This window comes from Myxococcales bacterium (assembly GCA_016716835.1).
GTDB lineage: Bacteria > Myxococcota_A > Polyangia > Haliangiales > Haliangiaceae > JADJUW01.
In genome coordinates this window covers 1,388,469-1,411,100 of sequence record JADJUW010000001.1, presented here as the reverse complement: position 1 = coordinate 1,411,100, position 22,632 = coordinate 1,388,469, and the positions used below count along the sequence as shown (strand labels likewise).

The 22,632-nt window shown below is 65.5% G+C and carries 9 protein-coding genes; 3 read left to right on the top strand and 6 right to left on the bottom strand.

Annotated elements, in window-relative coordinates; all coding sequences use genetic code 11:
- Positions 1 to 28 precede the first annotated feature (28 nt).
- Positions 29 to 970, bottom strand: coding sequence for a hypothetical protein (locus tag IPL79_06250; protein MBK9070587.1), 942 nt, complete (start codon positions 968 to 970; stop codon positions 29 to 31).
- Between the two features lie 209 nt (positions 971 to 1,179).
- Entirely contained in the window at positions 1,180 to 1,821 is a 642-nt protein-coding gene (locus IPL79_06245) for a DUF2807 domain-containing protein (protein MBK9070586.1), read from the bottom strand.
- A 243-nt stretch (positions 1,822 to 2,064) separates the two neighbouring features.
- On the opposite strand from IPL79_06245, the gene IPL79_06240 reads away from it, so the two are divergent.
- Positions 2,065 to 2,874 carry a trypsin-like serine protease gene (locus IPL79_06240; protein MBK9070585.1) on the top strand — a complete coding sequence of 270 codons (810 nt, stop codon included), beginning with the start codon at positions 2,065 to 2,067 and terminating at the stop codon, positions 2,872 to 2,874.
- A 56-nt stretch (positions 2,875 to 2,930) separates the two neighbouring features.
- Here the strand turns inward: IPL79_06240 and IPL79_06235 are convergent, their stop codons facing one another.
- On the bottom strand, positions 2,931 to 3,875 hold the full coding sequence (locus IPL79_06235) for a hypothetical protein (GenBank protein ID MBK9070584.1): 945 nt from the start codon (positions 3,873 to 3,875) through the stop codon (positions 2,931 to 2,933).
- A 198-nt stretch (positions 3,876 to 4,073) separates the two neighbouring features.
- Between IPL79_06235 and IPL79_06230 the strand changes: the two genes are divergently transcribed.
- On the top strand, positions 4,074 to 4,934 hold the full coding sequence (locus tag IPL79_06230) for a hypothetical protein (GenBank protein ID MBK9070583.1): 861 nt from the start codon (positions 4,074 to 4,076) through the stop codon (positions 4,932 to 4,934).
- Positions 4,935 to 5,044: 110 nt separating this feature from the next.
- Here IPL79_06230 and IPL79_06225 read toward each other — a convergent pair whose 3' ends face one another.
- From IPL79_06225 to IPL79_06215, 3 genes are read right to left on the bottom strand one after another with little or no spacing between them, the layout of a single operon-like run.
- Positions 5,045 to 7,480, bottom strand: a complete 2,436-nt coding sequence (locus IPL79_06225) for a response regulator (GenBank protein MBK9070582.1) — start codon at positions 7,478 to 7,480, stop codon at positions 5,045 to 5,047.
- Positions 7,481 to 7,492: 12 nt separating this feature from the next.
- Positions 7,493 to 9,313, bottom strand: a complete 1,821-nt coding sequence (locus IPL79_06220) for an ABC transporter ATP-binding protein (GenBank protein MBK9070581.1) — start codon at positions 9,311 to 9,313, stop codon at positions 7,493 to 7,495.
- The gene (locus tag IPL79_06215) at positions 9,310 to 11,154 is read right to left on the bottom strand and encodes an ABC transporter ATP-binding protein (GenBank protein ID MBK9070580.1); all 1,845 of its coding nucleotides are present in this window, start codon (positions 11,152 to 11,154) and stop codon (positions 9,310 to 9,312) included. The genes IPL79_06220 and IPL79_06215 overlap by 4 nt, the downstream gene beginning before the upstream one ends.
- Positions 11,155 to 11,295: 141 nt before the next feature.
- Between IPL79_06215 and IPL79_06210 the strand changes: the two genes are divergently transcribed.
- Positions 11,296 to 22,629 (top strand): tetratricopeptide repeat protein, encoded by an 11,334-nt coding sequence (locus tag IPL79_06210; protein MBK9070579.1) that lies wholly within the window; start codon positions 11,296 to 11,298, stop codon positions 22,627 to 22,629.
- Positions 22,630 to 22,632: the final 3 nt, after the last annotated feature.

Sequence of the window (22,632 nt, the reverse complement as noted above, 5' to 3'; positions counted from 1 at the left end):
TTAAAGCCGTTAGATACCGGCTTGACGGCTACGGCGTTGGCGCGAACGTCATCGAGAATTCAAACGCCTCGGCGTTCGGGGTGGCAATGGCGGCGAGCGCTTTGCTTATTTCTTTGACTGGCGCGGTGCCGCGCATCAGCTGCCATGATGGCTGCCCCTGGAAGGCCCACAGCCCGCTCGGCCCTGCGACCGCACGTTCGCCAACCTTGGTGCAGTTCTGCATCGCGTAGGCGATAGGCGTATCGGGGGTTTCACCTGAACCACTGAACTCGGTGCCTTGCGCAATCCACCAACCACCACCCAACGTTGTCGAGGTCAAATCGCCATAATTGGCTCCATTGTCATTAAATAGTTTGACGGCAGGTGTGCCGCCCGTTTGACAGCTCGCGGTTTGAGCCGGTGAGTCCGGTCCTGCCGCCGCAAAACTCACTTGCAGCGCGGCATCCTGGACCGCGACAAACGTAGCCGTAGGTTTGCGCGCGGCCGGCGCCTTACGCACCATCACGGCCTTGCTGCCGTCGATGCGGACATACGTCAGGTCGATGCATGGGTCGGCGTCGCCTTCGTAGCCCCAAATGCAACGCCCCACCCAGAGCTGCCCGTCCTGAGTTGCGACGTAGTCATCGAGGCGATACCACGGCACTGAATTGTCAGCGTCCGGCGATTTTTTGACGAGCCAGGTTTTCTTGGCTGGTAATTTGCCGCGCTTGGTCAGGCCTGCAGCGTCGATCGAGATCCAGGCGTCTTCTCCGATGCACCAAACCTCATTCTGATTGCGCCAAACACATCGCTGAGCGCCTGTAAGCTCGATGCGAGGTGAAAGGGCGATGCCATCCTCGGACGTGGTCGCCATGACCGCCGCGTCCGGGCCCTGCACAAATATCGTCGAAGCCGGCAGCGTGGACGTAGGCGCGACCTCCGCGATAGGCGCCGGCCCCGCGGGCGTGGCGACGGGTGGAGCTGTCGGCAAAGATGTCGGGGTAGGGGCACCCGAATCAGGCGTTGCCTGGGTTGGTTTACTTTTGCATCCCGCCGTCATCACCGTTATGAAGAAGAGCGCGCTGGCCGCAAGGTGCCGACGCGAGCCTGACGATTGGTTGTTTTTGTTGCTATGCATTGCACGCGTTTATCGCAGTGCGACCATAAAATCCACTGCTGTTTGGGCGCCGTCGCGGCTCGCTAGTCAAGCCGTGTGACGCTGCCCGATCCAGTCACAGTCGAGGCGACGTCGTTAACTGGCCCCCGATAGCGAAGCGAGCCAGAGCCGCTGATGTTCGCGACCAAACGCGTCGTGGCGGCAATCTCTACGGTGCCAGAGCCGCTAATCGCAACGTCGGCGTTGGCGGCGGTAAAGCCTCGACCACTAACATCCCCAGAGCCAGAGATAACAAGGCTCACAGCATCCGCTGCGCCGGAAATTTCAAGATGCCCTGAGCCAGACAGCTGAATCTTGAGCGCCTTCGCCCGCACGTTCTGCACGACGGCGCGTCCCGATCCCGTAATCTCAAGTGCCGAGAGCGCGGGCATGACAATGCTGACGCGCAGCGGCAGCTTGGTGCGGTAGCTGCCTTGGGTCGAAATCTGCAAGGCGCCGCCTACGACGGTGGTGCGCACCAAGGGCACGAGGTTTTCGTCGCCGCTAACCGTCACCGTAAAAGCCTCGCCAAACGCAACCTGGGCCTCGATGGAGCCCGCCAGCTCAATCGCTGAGAAATTGGCGACGTCACGTGCTTCGGTCTTGGCAACGCCATTGCCCGTAACCATGTCGCACGCCGCTACAGAATGGGCGCAAAGCGCAACGGCAATGAGTACATGCTTCATCGCGCCATCATAGGCTAGCGCAATTAGGCAGTTCAATACTGGGTGGCACTTCGTCAAAGGTTCATTGCAGCGCAATGGCGACTCGCGTAGCCAGCATGAAATGGTGGGGCTGCGACGTTTGCCCGCTAGCGATCAGCCGTGCAATTTGTTTTTGGCTTCGTTAGGCACGTTTTGTGGTACCGGGTCAGTCGGAGGCTCTCCATGCGTAAGCGACACGGTGTATCGACCATAATCTTAAGTGGCATGTTGGCAATCGGTTGCTTGGATGCCGCGCCCTCGGAACGAGATGGCGATGAGGACGCGGACAAGATTGCTGGCGGCAGATTGGCCAAGCCAAATGAGTTTCCGAGCGTCGTTGCGTTCATTCGAAAGAACTATCGCGGCCCTGATTGCACGGGCACGCTGATCGCGCCACAAACCGTTTTAACGGCGGCGCATTGCGTTGACCTCGCGAATCCAAAAAATTTGCTAGTTGCGACCGGCAGCGTCGACCCGTTCCGAGAAGCCTCGGTGGACTACGAGGTTGACCGCATCCTGATTCATCCAAGCTTTGACCTTTCAACGTTCGAAGGCGAGCGCTTTGACGTGGCGCTGGTCTACCTCAAAGAGCCGGCCGTCGATGTGCCTTTGATGGAATTAAATCGCGCTGACGCCGCCGCAGGCCTGGGCGCCAAAATTGTCCATGCTGGCTTTGGCGCGGTGCTCGCGGAAGACGCCGCGACCGCGGGCGCGTTGCGGACGATTACCCAAAAGGCCAAGGGTTGTGACACCGTCGAAGATTACATGTACGCGGACGCCCCTGGCAGCGAAGCAATTGACGAAGTGCCCGACGACAAGTACGTCTGTCATGTTGAACGGAGAGATATCGGCATTCGCGCGGGCGATAGCGGCGGCCCCGGCATGATACGCAAGTCACGCACGCGGCTCGTCCAGGTTAGCGTTCATCATGCGCTTGCGCCGACCGATGGGACGCCTAGCTATACCTATGACGTGCGGCTCTCGGCACACATGGCGTGGATCGACGAGCACATCGACCCGCCCGCCGAACAATAAACTAGAAAGGTCAATTACGGGTGGCAAAGGGCGACCGTCATGCCACCGTCTCGGATTTACTGTTCGAGAACAACTTGCGTGCCGTTAGTTTGGTCCCAGGTTAAGGTCCCGCGCTCGAAGCCCTGCTCGTAGACACCTGGCCGAATTTCGTATTCGTCTTCGATGGGTGGTCCAAGTACCGTGAAGAGCGGCTGCGGTGCGGAGAGCTTGTGGGGCGCGGCGTAGGCCATTTTGAACCCGTGCTTGACGATATAGCTCTTTCCCCGCGCGACATTCGCGACGAGCCAGCCATCGCCAAATTTGAGCGCACCACCGGTAAAGCGGACCGCCACGCTGTTGTCTACCAGAAACGGACCCATCAATTTGTCTACCGTAAGCGTAGGATCGGATCGGACCCGATCGCCTATCAAGCGCGCCCACCAACCGCCTGCCGGATCGTAAAGACTGGTTGCGTCGCCAGCCGCCGAAAACAAGATGTTGCCTTTGTTGACGTCGATCTCAACGCCGGGCAAGGCGGCGCGCGCGGCATGCTGCACCGCTTCTATCTCAGAGCTTGCGCGGATCTGGGCCTCGCTCGATAACGTATCAAAATGAACTCCTTCGCCTAGTTCTTGCAGCATCGCGAACCGCCCCGACCGCCTATGTTTAGGCAACAGATGTTTGTAAGCGGCAAAGGATGAAGCCTCCCGCAAGCCATCAATCACGAAAATATTCATGTCGCGGAAAAACGTCCGCATTCTCGGATCTTCGGTGGGCATCAAATTGCCCGACGAGATAATCGGCTTGATTCGCTTGTAAACCCAACGTTTGTTTTCGGTCCCCTGCGGTTTTAGTAGATACGCGTCCGCCGTCCACCCAGACCGCTTCCACTCATACCCTCGGCGCGCTACGGCTGCATCCGTGCGGCTAACGGGCTTGACCCTTGCCGCGCCGTCACCGCGCGCAACGTTCACAGGGCCTACGGATGCGACGATCGCGGTGAGTATAGAAAGCGTCAGCAAGCGCATAGCGTCAACTACCTGTGCAAGCCGGATGCCACGCCGCCCTCGGCACGCTAAGCCGCCGCAACTCGATGATGCCGTGTCGCGCGCGCCCCAGCGGTCTGAGGTTCGTTGTCGCCAGCCCAAGGCGTTTTTACGAAGCAGCGCACGGCCGCGGCAGGGGCCCCAAGTGGCATACCATTTGCTTAGCTTGACCGCATGTGGAGCCCAAAACTCAGTGCCATGCTTGCGAGGGCCGCCGGCATTTCCCTCATATGTAGCCTTTGGAGCACCGCTGCGGTCGCCAGACCCAAGTGGACCACCACCCGCGCAGAATTGCGCCGCGGCGCCATGGGGGCGGCTGATGGTTCGGCTCACGCTAGCTATGCTGGCGTAAGGAAGCGCTTGGTTACGCAACGCAACGGCAAGGTGGTCCAGGCCGTAACCAAGGTCGACCGTCACACCGTGGATCATGAGGTGGCGGCGTACGCGCTGAGCTTGGCTGCTGGCTTTGACTTCGTGCCGCCAACGTCGGTAACCCCTAGCGCCGAGGGCGGGGCCAAGATGATGCGGCAAGCGTTCGTCCAAGGCGACATGTCGCCCACCTATGAAATCATGGCTGACAGCTTTTTTGCCGATGTGCCGCAGCTTATCCGCCTCAACGTCTTTGACTACCTGATTCAAAACCCTGATCGCCACGCGTGGAATTGGTTGGTGCAAACCAACGATGGCGAGAAGTCGCTCGTCGCCATCGACCATAGCTACAACACCTTTCCCGATGCCGGGAGCGACGGGGTCCCAGCCTACGGCCAGCTGCGCATGAAGCTGAGCGGCGGCCACGCCATCGACGAAGGTAATCGCCAGTTCATCGAACGCATCTCGCCGCGACGCGTGGCGGTATCGCTGCGAGCGGCAGGGCTACCGCGCGCCAAGGTGCAGGGCGTGCTGCAACGGCTAGAATATCTCAAGCAGGCGTTCCCATCGCTGGCCTCGGGCGCAACCGCGAACACGTCAACCTCGCTGGCCAGTCTTAATCCGGCCGCGCAGGCGCGCATTGCGGCGGCGTTAGCGGGCCTCTAGCCGACGGCGCCATCGTTTTCACCACTGGTGATGAGCGGTCTTTGCAATTGGGAGAAAGGCAAACCGACTTGGCGTCGTGAAACGGATGCTTGCGCCGATGGCGGATGCGCCTACTGCGCGGTCGGGCGGCGGTGTGCCAGGAGCGGCTCGCCATCGCGGACGTAGGCAGAGCCGTTAATCGCTTTTGCAATCGACTTGCCGGTGGCGGCGGCGGTGGCGAGGTTGGCGAAGGAATCCACGGCGGAGAGCGAGACGGCGGCGATCGACACGCTTATGGTTTGGAACTTGCGCATGACGCCCCAGCGGTCTTTGGTTTCGATGTAGCCGCGGGCGCGATCTTCTTTGTTGTAGTAGAGCGGGATGACGTGATCGAAGCGCTCGCAGATGGCGATGCATAACTCATCAGCGCGCGCGGCGTCGCAGAGAAAAACAAAATCGTCGCCGGCGATGTGGCCGACGAAATCGCCGGGGCTGCCATGGCGCGAGACCATGTCGCGAATGAGGTCGGCGGTCTGGCGGATGACGCCGTCGGCCTTGGCGTAGCCGTAATAGTCGTTGTAGGCCTTTAAGTTGTCGAGATCGAGATAGCAACACACGGTTTGGCGCGTGGTGTCGGTGAGTCGGCGGTCGACCTCGGCCTCGATCGCGTCGGCGCCCGGGAGTTGCGTGGTGGGCGAGGCGCCAATCTCGCGCGTCTTGCGCTCGATGCATTTGCCGACGCGTGCGGTGAGCTCGGCGGCGTCGAACGGCTTAACGATATAGTCCTCGGCGCCGAAGCGAAAGGCCCGCACCTTGTCGGCGGTTTCGCTGCGCGCGGAGACAAACACCAACGTGGTGAGGCTGAGCACCGGATCGGCGTGGATGCGCTCGGCGAGGCCAAAGCCGTCAATGCCCGGCATGATGACGTCGAGCAGGATGACGTCGGGGCGGAAGCGCCGCGCCTCGGCAATTGCCAGCTCGGGCTTGGCGACGTCGCGCACCGCGTAGCCGTGGCTAGACAGCACCTCGCGGCAGATCGCGCGTGCGGCGTCGTCGTCGTCGACGATGAGAATGCGCGGCGCCTCGGCCTGCGCCGATTCGCGTAGCAAGCGTTCGCACGTCTCGCGAAACTCGGTCGGTCGCAACGGCAGCTGCAAGATGTCCTTGGCGCCCGCAAGCAACATGTCGCCACCCGTGGGCCCATCGACGATGGCGAGAATTGCCGATTTGCGCGTGTCCGGGTCGTGATCGAACGTTGAGATTAACGCGGTGGCGCTGTCGACCATGGCGGCGACGATGATCAGGGCGTGGCGTTCATGACGGGCCGTGGCCAGCGCCGATTCCGCATCGTGCGCGACGTCGACCTTGTGCCCCGCCGCCATGAGCATGCCCTTGGTGAGATAGGCGCGGTGGCGATCATCGTCGACGATGAGCACGCGCGCGGTTTCGGCGCCTGCCTGGACATGCGTGGCGAGCGAGGCTTGCGCCTTGGTCGGGCGCGCCGGCAGGGTGAGAATAAACTTGGTGCCGCTTTCGCTCGAGTCGACCCAGATTCGCCCGCCGTGGGCTTCGACGATGGCGCGCGAGATGCCGAGGCCCAGGCCCGTGCCGGCGACGCGGCGGGCGGCGGCGCCGGTTTCGAAGATGCGTTCGCGCTCGGCGGCGGGAATGGGTTCACCCGCGTTGGCCACCGAAACGCCGACGGCATCGGCGACCACGGGCGGTCCAAACACATCAATGCTAATGCGGCCGCCGCGCGGCGCGAACTTGATCGCGTTAGATAGCAGATTCCCCAGCACTTGCGACAACTGGCCCGGATCGCCGTGAATCGGCAGCGAATGCGCCGCAAGCTCGACATCGACGCGCACCTCTTTGTTGGCGGCAACGTCGCGGAACCGGCTGACCACGTCTTTTGCCAGGTGCGCGAGGTCCATCGCGATCGGCACCAGCGTGATTTGGGCCGGCGGCGTGCGCGTCTGTTCGGACAACGTGTCGAGCAGCTGCGTCATCTTGTTGGCGGCAATCTTCGCCATATCGAGGTATTGTAATTGCTTGGGCGAGAGCTCGCCGGCATAGCCCGAGGTGACGAGTTCGATGGCACCGGCGATCGAAGTTAGCGGCGAGCGCAGGTCGTGGGCGAGCTCCGAGGCGACCTCGGCACGCTTGCGTTCGATGGCACGCACCGAGGTATCGATGGCGCGCAAGACGATGATGGCGCCATCGATGGTGCCGTCGGTTGAAGGCGCGCGCACCACGTCGGCATCGGTGGCGGCGCGCGCGGCCGCTTCACTCGTCCGCGAGACGACCGCGCCTTGAAATGGCGTGACGACCGATTCAAAGCGCACGCCATTGATGGCAACCTCTTCCCGGATCTCGCCGGCCGAGGCCACGAGCTCTTGCGGATAGAAGCTAAAACGCTCCTTGAGCACCGTGGTCGTGACCGCGGTCTGCGGCTCGACGCCAAAGATGCGCCGCGCGGCAAGGTTCATCCAAACGTGCGGCTCTGCCGCCTCGACGACCAAAACGCCGTCGGACATCAGCTCTAGGGCACGGAGCAACGCGCTCACGCCGTCAGTTTCTCATGCGGGCGCGGGCAATGAAACCGTTTTGGCGGCAAACGACCGCTGCAGCGCCGCAAAGGCGCCGCCGGCCGCGACCAGCTCGTCGTAGGTGCCGCGCTCGACGATCTCGCCGCGTTGCATGACGAGCACCAGGTCGGCGCGCGCGATGGTGCTTAGGCGGTGGGCGATGATGATGCTGGTTTGCTGCCGCGCCAAGGCCGCGAGCCCGCGTTCAATCGCCTGCTCGGCCTCGGGGTCGATGTGGGCGGTTGCCTCGTCGAGCACGAGCACGTCGCTTTGGCGCACCAAGGCCCTGGCGAAGGCGACGATTTGGCGTTCGCCCGCGGAGAGATTGCCGCCGCGCTCGTCAATAGGTGAATCGAGCGACAGCCCTCGCGCCGCGAATAAGGCTTGGGCGCCAAGGGTCGCGAGCGCGGCGGCGATGGCGTCGTCCGCGATGTCGGCGCCTAGCGCGATGTTTTCGCGCAACGTCCCCGCGATAAAGAACGCATCTTGCGAAATCACCGAGATGCGGCGGCGTAGGTCGCCACCCGCGATCGACGTGATATCCCGCCCGCCGAGGTAGATGTGGCCGGCGTCGCATTCGTAAAGGCGGGTCAGCAGCTTGATAATCGTCGACTTGCCGCTGCCAGTGGCCCCGACGATCGCGATGGTCTGCTTGGGCGCCACCGTGAGGCTGACGTCGCGCAAGATGGGCTCACCGTCGCGGTAGCCAAACCCGACGTGGCTAAATTCGATGTGGGCGCCGGGCTCGGGAGGCGTTTGGGCGGGCGCGGGCGCGGCGATGACCGGCGCATCGGGCTCGTGGTGGGTGAGCAATTGGCGCAGGCGCTCGAGCGCGGCGGTGGCGCTCTGCAAGACGGTGTACTTGGCCGAGAGGTCGCGGATGGGCATAAAGAACTTGCCGCAATACTCGATAAACAGGATCACCACGCCGACGGTGGCGATGGTGGAATGGTCGACGCGCAGCGCCAGCGCGATCCACACGCCGACGGCGGCGATCGCCAGCACGCCGATCATTTCGACCACGGCATACATCACCGAGTCGGCGCGGATCGAGTCGAGGTAGGCATCGCGATGGCCGGCATTGAGAACGTCAAATTCGGCGGTGGCGGCGGGCCCCCGGCCCAAGGTCTGCACGATGCGAATGCCGGCGAGGTGCTCGTAGGCATGCCCATTCATCGCGGCGATGCGTTGCCGGATCGCGCGAAAGGAGCCGCGCATCGCGTTGCGCGCATAAGCCACGACCCAATACAGAAAAGGAAACGTCGCGAGCACGACCAGGCTCAGGCGGAAATCGATCGTAAACATGATGACCAGGATGCCGATCATGCGCACGGTGTCGGCGAAGATCGTGACCACGCCTTGGGCGAACATCTCGTTGATGTTCTCGATGTCGCTGGTGATGCGGGTGGTCAGGCGCCCGACCGCGACGCGATCGAAAAACGAGGCGCGCTGCCGCATGATGTGGTCGTAGGCGGCGAGCCGCAGATCGTGCATGGTGCGCTGGCCGAGCAGCTGGACCGTCCATTGCTCGAAATACGAGCTGATGCCCTGCAGCACCACGAGGGCGGCAAACAGCATGAGCAGGCGCGCCAGCCCCTCAGGCTTGCCTGCGGCAATATGGTCGACAAACGCCAGCTTGACGATGTAGGGCTGCGCGAGCTCGAAGGCGACGGTGAGCGGCACCAGCAGCCAGTTGAGAAATAGGAGGCGGGCGTGGGGCCGGATAAACGGCACCAGCTGGCGCAGCAGCGCCGCATCCGGTGGGGCATTGCTGGCCGCGAACACGTCGCCGGCGGGGGTGTCGCGACTCATGACGGCTCCTGGGCGCTGACATGCGGGCCATACAGCGAAAAAAATAGGCCGCCTTGCGCGAGCAACGCTTGCGGCGTGCCGACCTCAGCGACCTTGCCGCGATCGAGCACATAAACGCGGTGCGCGCGGGCGATGACGTTGGGCCGATGCGAAACCAAGATGGTGGTGGTGTTCGCCACCCAGGCGTCGAGGGCCTCCAAGATCGACGCTTCGGTCTTGGCATCGACCGACGACAGCGAATCGTCCAAGATGAGCAGGCTAGGCTTGCGAATCAGGGCGCGCGCCAAGGCGACGCGTTGGCGTTGACCGCCCGAAAGCGTGATGCCGCGCTCGCCGACGACGGTCCGCAGGCCCTGTGGCATCGCCGCAAGATCGGGCGTGAGGCCGGCCGCATGCGCCGCGGCCTCGATCGCCGTGACATTTTCCGGATCGGCGAGCGCGCTTTGCGCCATGGCGGTGGTGCGGGGGTCGAGCTGGTCGAGCTCCTGCAGCGAATGCCCCGCGAGCGCCGAGCCGCGCCCCAGCCCAAACGCAATGTTGTCGCCGACGGTGGTCGAGAATAAAAAGGCATCTTGCTGCGCGTAGCCAATGGCACGGCGGGTAGCGAGTGCGGCCGCGGAGGTCATGTCGGTGCCCAGCACAAAGACGCGCTGGCTTGGCAGCTCAATCAGGCCGCAAATCGCGTCGCACAGGGTACTCTTGCCGCTGCCGGTGGGGCCAACAATGGCGATGATTTCGCCGCGTGCCGCATGCAGCGTGACGTCGGTGAGTAGGGCATGACCGTTGATGGTGACGGTTAGGTGATCGATCGCAACCGCGTCCGCATGGCGCGCACTATCAGGCGTCACCTCGGCGGCCCCAGTTGGCGCCGGCGCGTTGGCCGCAAGCGCCGCAGTCTTGGGCAGACGACGCAACATCGCCTCGATGCGAAGCCAACTCGCCTGGCCGCGTTGCCACAGCGAAAGCATCCACCCAAGCGCTAGCGTCGGCCATACCAGGCGCGCCAGCAGCGCCGAGAACTCGACGAGATCGCCCACGCTCAGCTTGCCCTCGATGGCCTTGAGGCCGCCGTACCACAACACCGCCAACGTGCCGAGGGATCCCAAGGCGGCAAGCGTTGGCCCCAACGTGCCGCGGATGCGCGCGAGCCGCATATTGGCGTGGCGAAGGTCTTCCGAGCATTGCGCGACCGCCGCGCGCCGATGCGGCCCCGCGCCATAGGAGCGCAGCACCGCAATGCCACCGAAGTCTTCCTGCAGCGCATTGGCGAGCTGCGCCAGTTTTTTCTGGGTTGCCTGAGAGGCGCGAAAAATATGCTTGCCAAAGGCGCGTCCTACCAACACGATGGCCGGGTAGGGGATGATGCTGAGCAGCGTCAGCCACGGATCGATGCGCACCATCATGATGAGCACCGTGGCAAAGGCAAAGATCGTATTGGCGACGTTCAAGACGCCCGCGCCCCACAGCGCCCGCACGGTCTGCATGTCGCTCGAGAGCGCCGTCATGGCTTCGCCGGTGCCGCCGCGATAGTACGCGGGCTCCAGTGTTAGCAGGTGCGAAAATAATTCGCCCCGCAGATCGTATTCCGCCGCCCGCGCGGCGTTGAAAATCAAGAGCCGCGACCCGATTCGTGTGATGGCGGTGGCGATCGCGTAGGCCGAGAGCCAGAGACAGTGGGTGGCGACGGCGTCCGCCTGGCCGGCACGCAGCGCCTCGACCATGCGGCCCAGGGCCAACGGGATGCCAAGATAGAGGGCGTTGGTGGCCAGCAGCAGCGCCGTGCCCGATATGAACGCCCACCGATGCGGCACGATGTATGTCCAAGGTGAACGGGCAGACACGCGCCATATCTACTCGCGCCCTCGGCGGTGCACAAGTACATGTAGGTGGATTGCAGGCCATGGCGCCTAATGGTTCGCGGTGAATGCCAGGCTCGGGCGTTGTCGGTCGCGCACGCGGCGGCTACCATGGAGGCACCAAACATGGCTGACCTTGCGTCCCTGCTTGCGTTACTGGATCGAGACGCAGACGAGCAAACGCTGTGGGGCGAGCTTGCGGTCGCGCTTGCCGAGGCGCCCGCGGTAGAGGCCATCGCCGTGGCGCAGCGCTTGTGTGATCGCGGCGCCTGGCAAGCCGCGGTGCGATGGCTGGCCTTGGTTGAGGAGTCGTTGGCGGCGCGAGGCGAAGCCTCGCAGGGGCATCGCGCGGGCGTGTTGGCGGAGCAAGCGCGCGTGGCCTTTGACGAAGGCTGCGACGTCGCGGGCGCACAACGGGCGCTAGGCGTCGCGGCGACCTTGGGCCCTTCGGAGCGTGCGGCCGAGGTGGCTGCCCACATCGCCGACGCAAGGCAGCGCGCCGAAGAGTCGATGCAAGGCGAGGCCGAGGCGCTGACGGCGACGCCAGAGGGACGGCGTGGGCGCGATGGCGAGGCAAGCAGCCGTGCGGTTGCGCTGACGCGGCTTGCCGAATCCGCCATGCGATTTTTTATTGACGACGAGCGCATCGAAGGCTGGCTAGGGGAGGCCGTGGCCCTCGCGCCGAAAACGCGACGCGCCTGGCGTGCACGCGAGCGCCTGGCCATGTTGCGCGGCGATCAGGGTGCGCGGGCGGCGGTGTTGCAGGAGTCACTCGCCGCCTGTGCCGACGTCGACGAGCGCAAAAGACTCTACATGGAATTAGTCCGTGCCTTTGCGCTGCTTGGCGAGGCAAGCCGTGCCGACGAATGCGCCGCCAGCGTGCTGGCGCTCGATCCCGCGCATCCCAGCGCGCTGGCGCACCTCGCCGACCGCTACAAGGCCGGGCAAAATTGGAGCGGCCTCGTGGTGCTGCTGCAATCGGCGCTCAAGGTGCGGCCAGGCGATCGCCTCGAAATGGAGCTTAGCCGCGAACTCGGCGACGTCTTGTGGCAGCGCGTCGGCGACCTCGCCGCGGCGGAGGAGAGCTTTACGCGGGTGCGGCGTGGCAATCCCGCCGATGCGACGATGTTGGAATTTTTTCGAGCCCTTTTGGCGAGCCGTCAAGAGGTGGGAAAGTTTGCCAGCTTTCTGCGCCAGGCCGAGCGGCACGTGCTCGCGCAGAGCCCGCCGGATACCGCGCGCGCGCGCGCCTTGGCGCTCGATGCGGCACGTACGATCGAGGCGAGCGCGCCGGCCGACGCCGCGATCGAGGCGTGGAAGCACGTGGCGCGAGCGGACGCGGCCTCGGCGGAGGCCAAGGCGGCCTTGCGCCGACTGTATGAGGCGAGCGGCAAGTGGAATGCCTTGCTCGAGATCTGGAAGGAAGAGCTCGAGCGCTTGCCGCCTGACGACGTGGCGGCACGCACCGGCATCTTGATGCAGATCGCGGCGATCTATCGCGATCGCCTCAAGCTCGACGTCATGGTGGTTAACACCTACGTCGCCATCCTCAAGCTGGATCCCGCGTCGCGCTCGGTCATGCAATTGCTCGCGGATAAATATCGCGCGCTCGGGCGGTGGAATGATCTCATCGCCTTGCTTGGCCGGCTGGCGGAGTCGTCCGAACTCGCCGTGGATGAACGGTGTGAGGTGTTGCGCGAGATTGCGACCCTGTGGTGCGATCGCTTCAGCAATTTCGCGCAGGCGGTGCGGCCGCTCGAGCGCATCTTGGAGTTAAGGCCCGGCGATCGCGATGCCTTGCAGCGGCTTAAAGAGTTGCACCTTCGGCGACGTCAATGGCGACCGTATCTCGACGTGCTGGCGCTGGAGCTCGCCGAGCTCGACGGCCAGGCCAAATACGACGGCCTGCTCGAATTGGCGCGCGTGGCGGCCGAGAAGCAAGGCGATGCGGCGCTTGCGGCCGCGACCTATGAACAATGCCTCGCCATCGAAGGGGTGGTGCCTACCGACGCGCTGGCGGCCCTGGCGACTTTGTGGGAGCGCGAGCGTAACTGGGCTCGGCTCGCCGACGTGTTGGGGCGTCAGGCGCATGCCGCCACGTCGCCCGAGCGGCGTGTCGCGGCGCTAGAAAAACTTGGCGCCACGTATCAAGACCGGCTGGGCGATCAAGCCCGTGCGGTGGAGGCCTATCAGGCGATCCTCGCGCTCGACCCAGGGCATGCCAAGGCGATGCGGATCCTGCGCGAACTTTATGCCTCGACGCGGCAATACGATCGGTTAGAGGCGCTCTACGCCGCCGCCGGCCAGAGCGACGAATTAGTCGACGTGCTGCTGGGCGCAGCGGATCGCACCGAAGACGAAAACGAACGCTTGCAGCTCGCGACGCGGGCGGCCGAGTTAGCCAGCGGCAGCGCGACCGACGGCAAGGAGCGCGCGATGCGTGCGTGGGAGCGCGTCTTCGCCAGCTCGCCGTCTCATCGCCGCGCGGCGCTGGCGCTGCGAGACCACTATCTCCGCACCGATAAATGGTCAAGGCTGCTGCCGGTGCTCGAGGCGTTGCTTGCGACGGACGACGAGGGCGACGCGAGGCACGCGCGCCTGCTCGAGATTCGCGCGCTGTGCGAACAACGCCTCGGCTCAAAGGCCTTGGCGTTTGCGTGGACGTTGCGTGCCCTGTGGGCGGACCCCAGCCAAGCGGCGTTGCGTGCCGACGCGGCTCGCCTCGCGCATGAGCCCGAGCAAGTGGTGGAATTGTTGCAGCTGTTAGATGAGGCGATGGAAAAACACCGCCCATCCGCCGCCGCAGCCCTTGCCATCATCGGTGAGCAGGCCAAGCTGGCGGCGCAACGTCTCCATGATCCCGCGCTGGCGCGGGGGTACCAGTTGCGCGTCCTGGCGCTTGACCCTGGCAATGCGCAAGCGCAAGCCCAGCTCGAAGAGCTCGCGCTATCGCTTGGCGACTATGCAGGCCTGCTCGCGTTGTACCGCCAACGGGTGGAGCGAGCCGAAAGCGCCGCCGCCAAATGCGAGCTGCTGTTTAGAATTGCCGCGATGGAAGAGGAACGCCTGGGCGACGTGCCCGCGGCCATCGCCACGTATCAAGCCATCGTCGCCGTGGATCAGACCTCAGTGCGCGCCTTTCGCCAACTGGCCAAATTGCATGCCGGCCGCAAGTCGTGGCGAGGCGTCCTCGACGCGCTCACCGGCGAGCTTGCGACGGCGTCGTCGCCTGAGAGCGAGCTCGATTTGCTCAGCCGCATGGGCCAGCTCCATGAGGCACAGCTGGCGGCGCCGCAAGACGCCTTCCCGCTGTACTGGCGCGCCTGGCAGGTGGCGCTGCGCGTGGGCCTGCCCAAGACGGGCCTATTGGGGTTGCTCGAGACCTATCTTCAAGTGCCTGCCAAGCGCAACGCCTTGGCATCAGGCGATCGCTTGGCCTTGGCAGAGGCCTTGCTGCCTTTGCTGGAACAACGTCGTGATGGCGAACGCATTGCCTCGGCGCTGGAAATTATCCGCGAGGAATCAAACGATGCCGAGCAACGTCAGGCGATCGATGCGCGCCTGGTATCGCTCTATGGCGGCGTGCTCGCCAACCACGACGCGGCTTGGGACAGCGCGCGCCGCGTCGTCGAGGCAAGGCCCTTTGATCGCGAGGCCCGCGCCGTCTTGGCAGAGTTGGCCAGCCGGCAAGCGCGTCACCCGCAGTATGCCGCGGTACTTGCGGCGTTGCTGGCCGGCGCCGCGGAGCCCAGCGGCCCAGACAAGCGCGTGCACGCGCCGTTGCGAGCGCTCGCCACCGAATTGGCCCATGTGTGCGAAGATCCGCTAGGCGACCTCGCGGGCGCCGAAAGTGCGTGGCTGACGGTGCTTGGATTCGAGCGCGACGCGCGCGATGCGTTCGATGCGTTGGCGCGCATGTATCACGCGGCCGAGCGATGGGATGAGTTGTGCGACTTGCTCAATCGTCGCATTGAGGCCGTGGTCGAGGACGCCGATCGCATCCAGACCTTGCAGGCGCTCGCGGCGGTGGAAGAAGAGCGACGCCATCAATGGTCGCACGCGGCCGACGCCTATCTGCGCCTGCTCGAAATCGACGCCGAAGCGCCGACGGCCTATCGCGCCCTCGAGCGCCTCTATACGACCCACGAACAGTGGCGCGCGGCCGAGGAGTTGTTAGCGCGCGAGACGCCACACCTTACCGGCAAAGAACAGCTGGCGGTGTTGGTGCGTCGGATCGAGCTAAAGGCGACGCGGCTGCAAGATGCCGCGGCGGCGCTGACGCTGGCCGAGGAGGTGTTGGCGCGAAATCGTCAAGAAAAAACGGTGCGAGACCTCGTCGCGCGGCTGCTCGAGGACCCGCAGGTCAGGGTGCGTGCGGCGGCCTTGCTAGCGCCCATCTACGAGGCCGAGCGTCGCTACAAAGAACTCGTTGGCGTGTTGCGCATCGCGGTCGAGCACCAGCCCCCTGGGCCGAGCAGGTGCGCGCTCTATCTCAAGATCGCCGAGGCCGAGGAGCACGGGCTTGGCGCACCCAACGCGGCCTTTGCGTCCTATCGCGAAGCGTTGCTTGCCGATGCCAGCTCGGAGGTGGCGAGGCTGGCCGTGCAACGTGTCGGCGCGCAGCTGAGCAAATGGGGCGAGCTGGCCTCGCTTTGGCAACTCGTAGCGGCCGACGCGACGACCGATCATGAGTTGCGCCTGCGCTACCTCGTGGAGCTGGCGCGGATGCTCGAGCTGCGCCTGGGGCAACCGGCGCGCGCGTTGGTCGCGTACGAGTCGATCGTCTCGTTGGCGGGCACCTCCGCCCCGCACGTGCGCGACGCGTTGCTCGAGATCGTTCGGTTGCAAGGCACAGCGGCCTCGCCCGAGACCTTGGCCTCGCTGCACCATCAGCTCGCAAATGTCGCCGATAGCGCGGCCGGTCGCATCGATCATTGGCAACGCGCCGCCCACTACGAGCGAGCGGGTGGCCAGCCCGAGCGCGCGATCGCGACGTGGCGCTACGTGCTCGCCGAGGCGCCCACGCGCCAAGAGGCCTATGTCGCCCTCGAAGACCTGTTGGTGGCCGCGGCGGATTGGCCGGCGTTGGCGGCGCTGTTGCGGCAACGGCTCGATGCGGGCGGGGTAGGCGTGCCGCAGGCAGCCTTGCTAACCCGTTTGGCGCAAGTCTATGAGCAACACCTCGGCGATGCCGATCAGGCGATCGCGACCTATCAAGAGCTAATCGAACGCGATCCCGATGATGCCGCGTCGATGGTCGAGCTCGCACGCTTATTCGAAGCGCAGAGGCGCTACTTCGATCTCGTGGACATCCTTGAGCGCCGCGTCAGCATGTTGCGCGAGAAGAGCGCGCCCGAGGCGGGCGTGGCGCAGCTCAGCGCTGACATCGCGTCCCTGCTGGCGGACAAATTGGGTCGCGACGTCGAGGCGCTGGAACGCTGGACCATGCTGCTTGCCAGCCCAACCGGCCGCGAACGCGCCGAGCTGGCGCTGGAGGCCATGCTTGCGCGCCCCGAGCTAACGGCCGCCGTTGCCGACGTGCTGTGGCCGCACTATCTTGCCAGCGCGCAATGGAGCCGTGTGGTGCGCCTCGGCGAAACGCTAGCTGCCACGGATCATCTCAAGACCAAGCTGGCGCGGCTGGGCCAAGTGGCGCGCGTGTATGAGGACCGCCTCGGCGATCGCGAGCGCGCGTTTGCCGCACGGGTTGAGGCGCTTAAGGCCGCGGTCGGCGAACCTGAGATTATGCTCGAGATCAACGAGACCGAGCGCCTCGCGGGGCTGCTCGGCAAGGAAGACGCACTGATCGAGCTGTATCAAGACATCGCGCCGCGGGTGCTTGATGGCGAGATTGGACGGCGCCTGTATTTAGACATCGCCGAGCTGGCGCAGGCGCTGCGGCAGGATCTCGCGCTGGCCGAGGCAAGCTATCGCAGCGTGCTCGCGACGCACCCCGACGACAAGATGGTGCTCGGCGCGCTCGAGGTGATGTACCGGGAACGCGACGACGTCCCGGCGCTCCTCGCCATTCTCGCGCGCAAGACGGAGCTAAGTGGCGGCGAGCCTTCCGAGCTGCTGCGGCTGTGGGTGGAGATGGCACGCCTCTACGCGACCCGCGCGCACGATCAGGCCGCCGCGATCGAGGCGTGGCAGCAGGTCTTGCTGCTTGAGCCAACGCATCGCGAGGCGCTGGCGGCCTTGGCGGCGCTCTATGCGGGCAGCGAGCGCTGGCACGATCGGCGCGAGGTGCTGCTGCGGCAACTCGCCACCACGCGCGACCACGCGGCGCAAGTCTCGTTCTGTCTCAGCCTAGGCCAGCTCGCGCGCGACCACCTCGATGACGGCGAGGCGGCGATCATGCACTTCGATGCCGCCATGGACCTCGATCCAAATAATCAGGTCGCGCTCGCGGCGCTCGAGCAGTATCTCGATCATCCCACGTTTGGCCACGAGGCCGCAGCGGCGGTAGAGCCGCGGTATGTCGCGCGCCAGCAATGGCCGCAATTGGTCAAGGTGTATGAGATTCGCCTGCGCGCGGCCGCGGGCCCCGCGGAGCGCAACGCCCTGCATCGCCAGATCGCGCGCCTGCACGAAGACCAACTCGAGGATCTCGAGGGCGCCGCGCAATGGTACGCGCGCGTGCTGCGCGACGAACCCCACGATGACGCGACCCACGGCGAGCTCGAGCGCATCGTGCAATTTCTTGGGGCGTGGCCGCTCTTGGCGACGACATATCAGCAGATCCTTGATGAGCTGGGCAGCGAGAGTGCGCGGGTTCGGGCCTATGCCTGGGCGCTTACGCAGGTGCTCGATGCGCGCTTGCATGAGCCGCTGCAGGCCTTGCAGGCCGCGCGACGCGCCCTTGAATGCGACGATGATGGCGACCCGACGGACGCGCAGATCGTCGCCTACCTCGAGCGCATGCTTGACAGCAGCGGGCTGCACGCGGCGTTGGCAGAATTTTACCGCGAATTGCTCGGCGGCATGGGCAACAAGGGCGCGCCGCTGCCGGCGGCATATCTCGAGCTGGCGCACAAGCTCGCTCTTCGCTGCGAGCGCGCGCTAGGCGATGCGGACGGCGCGATCGAGGTGTATCGGGATATGCTTGCCATCGCGCACGATGCCGGCGACGATGCGGCGTGGGAGCGTGCCGCCGATGAACTGCAGCGGCTGCTCGACGTGCGTCAGCGCTGGGATGAGCTGGTCGATCTAACCGAGCAACGCATCGCGCGCCTGGCGGGCGACATTAAAGAGTCGTCGCATCGATTGACGCTGGCGGGCCTGCTCGAAGCCAGAATGGGCGACCTCTCGGCGGCGGTCGATCAGTACGAAATCGTGCTGGCATCGGAGGTCGGCGGCGAACGCGCCGTCGCTGCGCTTGAGCGTCTGGTGATGCAGGATGCGGTGCGGGAGCGCATCCTGGCCATCCTTGAGCCGCTTTACCGGGGGCGCGATTGGTGGCAAAAGCTCGTCATCATCCTCGATTCAAAGCTCGCGTACATCGCCGATCCGCACGAGCAATTCGAAACGCTGGCCGAGGTGGCGACGTTGCACGAGCAGCGCGGCGGCGACGTCGGCTTTGCGTTAAACGCATGGGCACGTGCCTGGCAGCTCGACGTCGACAGCACGCAGGCAGGCGATGCCGTGTTGCGGTTGGGGCAGGCGCTGGCCGAATGGCCGTTGGTCGTGAACGCGCTGCATCGCGCCAAGGAGAACGCCAGCGATCCAGATCGTCGCGCGTTTTATGGCGCGGAGTATGCGGCCGTGGTCGAGACACAGCTCGGCGATCTCGCGGCGGCCTTGCAGGCGTGGCGCGCGGTACGCGATGTCGCCTCCGATGCCACGGAGGCAAATTTGCAGATCGAGCGCCTGTTGCTCAAGACCTCGCAGCCGCTTGAAGTTGCCAAGGAATGGGAGCGCCGCGCGCTCGATGCCGATGGCGACGAACGCGAGATCTTGCTTAGCCGCCTCGCCAATCTCTACGAGGACGTGCTGCACGACCACGCCGGCGCCATTCGCACCCATGAGACGTTGCTCGAACAATTGCCAGGCCATGCCGCGTCGCTCGACGCCCTCGAGCGCCTGTACGATGCCGCGGGGGCCGCCGCAGAACTCGCGCGCGTGCTCGCGATGAAGCTCAACTACGCCGACGGTGATGGCGATGAGCTGCGGCGCTTGCGGTTTGCCTTGGCCGCCGTCTATGAGCGCCGGCTTGGCGATCAGGCCACGGCGGTCGAGGTATACGAGCAGGCGCTGGGGGTGGATGCGCGGGATATCGAGGTGCTCGCCGAGCTGCGGCGTCTCTATGCACAGCGCGAAATGTGGCCCGAACTCGTCGACACGCTTGAGCGCCTGGTAGAGGCGCTGCCGGACGCCGCGACGGCGCGCGCGGAGGCGCTGACCGAGGCGGGCGATATTGCCGACGCCAAGCTGCGTGAAACCGAGCGCGCGGTGGGGCTCTATTTGGCGGCGCTGGCACAGGCACCGTCGCATCCGGCGGCGCGCGCCGCGTTGTTTAAGAAGGCCATGACCGACGAACAGTCTGCCTCGGTCATTGCGACGCTGCTGGCCTTGCACCGTGACGAAGGCAACCTTGAGGCGGTGGAGGCCTTGCTCTCGCGCAACGTCTCGCTTGCACGCGAAGGCGTCGAGGGCCTCGATGTCGCGGCGGCCACCGCGGCGCTTGCGGCGTTCCATGAAACCGAGCGGCACCAGCCCGCGCAGGCATATCAGGTGTGGCGCGGTGCCTTGGCGCACGAGTTAACGTGGCGCGCCGCCATGGCTCAGGTGGAACGCCTCGCGCTTGGCTTGGGTAACTGGGCGCAAGTCGCGGGTGACGTGCGGCAGGTATTGGCGTCGCCGCTGCCACCCGAGGTCGACTACGGCTTATCCATCTGGCTGGCTGGCATCGCCGAAGAACGGACCGGCGATCTCTTGGGTGCGGCGAACGCGCTCGAGCGGGCGCTGCTCTTGGCGCCTGAGCCGACGTCCGTGCTTGCCGCGCTCGAACGCGTGCTGGCGGGGGCGCAGGCGTGGCCACGCTATCTTGAGGTAGTCCGCCGGCAGGCGGATTTGGCCGAAGATGACGCGCAACGCGCGGACCTGTTTTTTCGCTTGGGTGAGGTTTCGGCGCAGATGCGCGGCGACTTGGATGCGGCGGTGGGCTGGTATCGCGAGGCCCTGGCGTCAGATCCATCGCATACGCCGACGTCGCAAGCGCTGGAGCATCTCGTCGCCACGGGACGCGGTCCGGTGGATGAGATCGTCGAGCTGCTGGAACGCTTGTTTCGCGAACGCCAGGCCTGGCCTAAGCTGCACCACGTGTTAGCGCAGCGCGTGGCGCAAACCGCCGATCGCGCCGGGCGCGCCGAGCTGTATCGCGACATGTATGAAATTGCGTCGGCGCATCTGGCCGACCCGCTGGCGGCGCTTGATGCGGCGGGGGGCTGGCTCGCCGAGGCCCCCGACGAGCCCGATGCCCTGGCAGCGGTCGAACAACTGGCCGATCAAACCGGGCGCTGGGCGGAGCTGGCGGCGCGCCTCGATGGCGTCGCCGCAGCGACCGACGACGTCGCGCGGCGCAACTTGCTCTATCTCCGCATTGGCGGGGTGCTACGCGATAAGCTGGGTGACGGCGCGCGGGCGGCCGCCGCGTATCGCAACGTCCTTGCGAGCGAACCGCGGCATGTCGACGCGCTGCGCGCCCTCATCGGCGTGTATCACCAGGCGCGCCAGGCGCAGCTAGAGGCCGAGACATGCCTGCAGCTCGCGCCGGTCCTCGACGATCTCGACGAACGCCGCGCTATGCTGATCCGGGCCGCGGAGCTGTGGATGGGCCTAGATCAAGGCGACGCGGCGCTGGCGGCGTGGATGGCCGTCTTGGCGACCGACCCCTACGATGTGGCGGCGTTGGGACAAAGCGCGCGCTTGCTCGCGCAGCTCGGGCGACATGCCGAACATGCCGCAATGCTGCGACGTGCGATCGACGCGACGTCTGACGACACGGCGCGCGCCGCGCTGCTCGAACAGCTCGCCGCGGTGTGGCAGGCCCATCTCGGTGACGGCGCGCCGGTGGTTGCCGCTTGGCAGGAGCGCGTGGCGCTGAGGCCGGATCTTGCGAGCTTGCGCGCGCTTGAAGCGGCGCAACGACGCCTGGGCGACGTCGAGGGCGCCATCGAAACCATCAGGCACATCGTCGACGTCACGCCGGGTCCGGCGCGGCGCGATGAGTGGGGCAGGTTGGCGGCGCAGTTGCGCCAGGCCGGGCGGCCAGACGACGCCGCCGAGGCGTATGTTGCCGCGCTCGCGCTCGATCCAACGTGGATTGTCGGGCTAGATGCCTTGGCCGCCTTGTGGCACGCACCAGACGACGCAGAGCGCTTGGCCGCGCAATGGGAGCGCGCCGCGATGGCAAGCGCCGAGCGCGGTGATCTTGTCAACGAGGTCGCGCATCGCGCCGCGCAAGTCGAGGCGTTGCTCGCGGGTGGGCTCGCCCGCGAGGCGCGGGCGCCATTGCAGGCCATCTTGGCCAAGGCGCCGCAACACACGCAAGCGCAGCTCCAGCTCGCCAAGATCGCGGCGCTCGAAAACGATTGGGCCACAGTCGGTGGTCTGGTCGAGCAGCTACTCACGGCAAACCTGCCGCCGCCGCAGCAGGCGGAGCTGTGCGTGATGCAGGCGCGTCTCGCGCTGCAACGCGATGATCTTGGATCGGCGCGGCAGTGGTACGAGCGCGCGGTTGCTGCGGACGCCAACCACCGGCCCGCGATTAAATGGCTCTACGAAGACGCGCTGGGTCGCGGTGACGGCGAGCAGGCCAATACGTGGCTGCTGCGACTGCTCGGCGTCGAAGACGACGCGTCGCGCGAAGCGCTAGTACAAACCTGGTGGAGCGGTCAGCAGCCGGGCGTCGTGCCGGCGCACGTGCTGGAGATGGTGCCGTATGTGCGCGAGGTCGCGCGCCGGCGCCCGCGCGATAGCAGTTGGTCCTTTGTTGTCGCCGATTGTGAGATCGGCGCGGGGTTGGTCGACGAGGCGCAAGCGCGCCTGCTCGAGGTTGCGGATTTGGCCAAGGGGCAGCGGCGCAACCGCGACCACGCGCGCGCCAAGGAGCGCTTGGCGGGGCTCGCGATGCGGCGCGGTGAGGTCGCCACGGCGCAAGGCCTTTATGAAGAGGCACTTAAGCTGCAACCCGGCGATCCGGCCACGATGGCGGCGCTCGGCGCGCTTTACTTTGAGCATCGCGATTGGGAGAACGCGCGCCGCATGTATCGCGCCTTGGTCTTGCAACCGCTTGATGCCAGCAGCGGCGTCAGCAAGGGCGATGTCTACTGGGCGCTCGGCGCCATCCATCTCGAACTGGGCGAGGCGCGCCAGGCGCGCGGCATGTTCCAGCGCGGGCTCGAGCTTGAGCCGCAGCATGAACGCCTCCGCGCGGGGCTTGCCGCGACCCCGGCGTAGCAG

Coding starts and splice junctions, on each gene's coding strand:
- IPL79_06245 (MBK9070586.1), bottom strand. CDS start 1,821: ATGAAGCATGTACTCATTGCCGTTGCGCTTTGCGCCCATTCTGTAGCG.
- IPL79_06240 (MBK9070585.1), top strand. CDS start 2,065: ATGTTGGCAATCGGTTGCTTGGATGCCGCGCCCTCGGAACGAGATGGC.
- IPL79_06230 (MBK9070583.1), top strand. CDS start 4,074: ATGTGGAGCCCAAAACTCAGTGCCATGCTTGCGAGGGCCGCCGGCATT.
- IPL79_06220 (MBK9070581.1), bottom strand. CDS start 9,313: ATGAGTCGCGACACCCCCGCCGGCGACGTGTTCGCGGCCAGCAATGCC.
- IPL79_06210 (MBK9070579.1), top strand. CDS start 11,296: ATGGCTGACCTTGCGTCCCTGCTTGCGTTACTGGATCGAGACGCAGAC.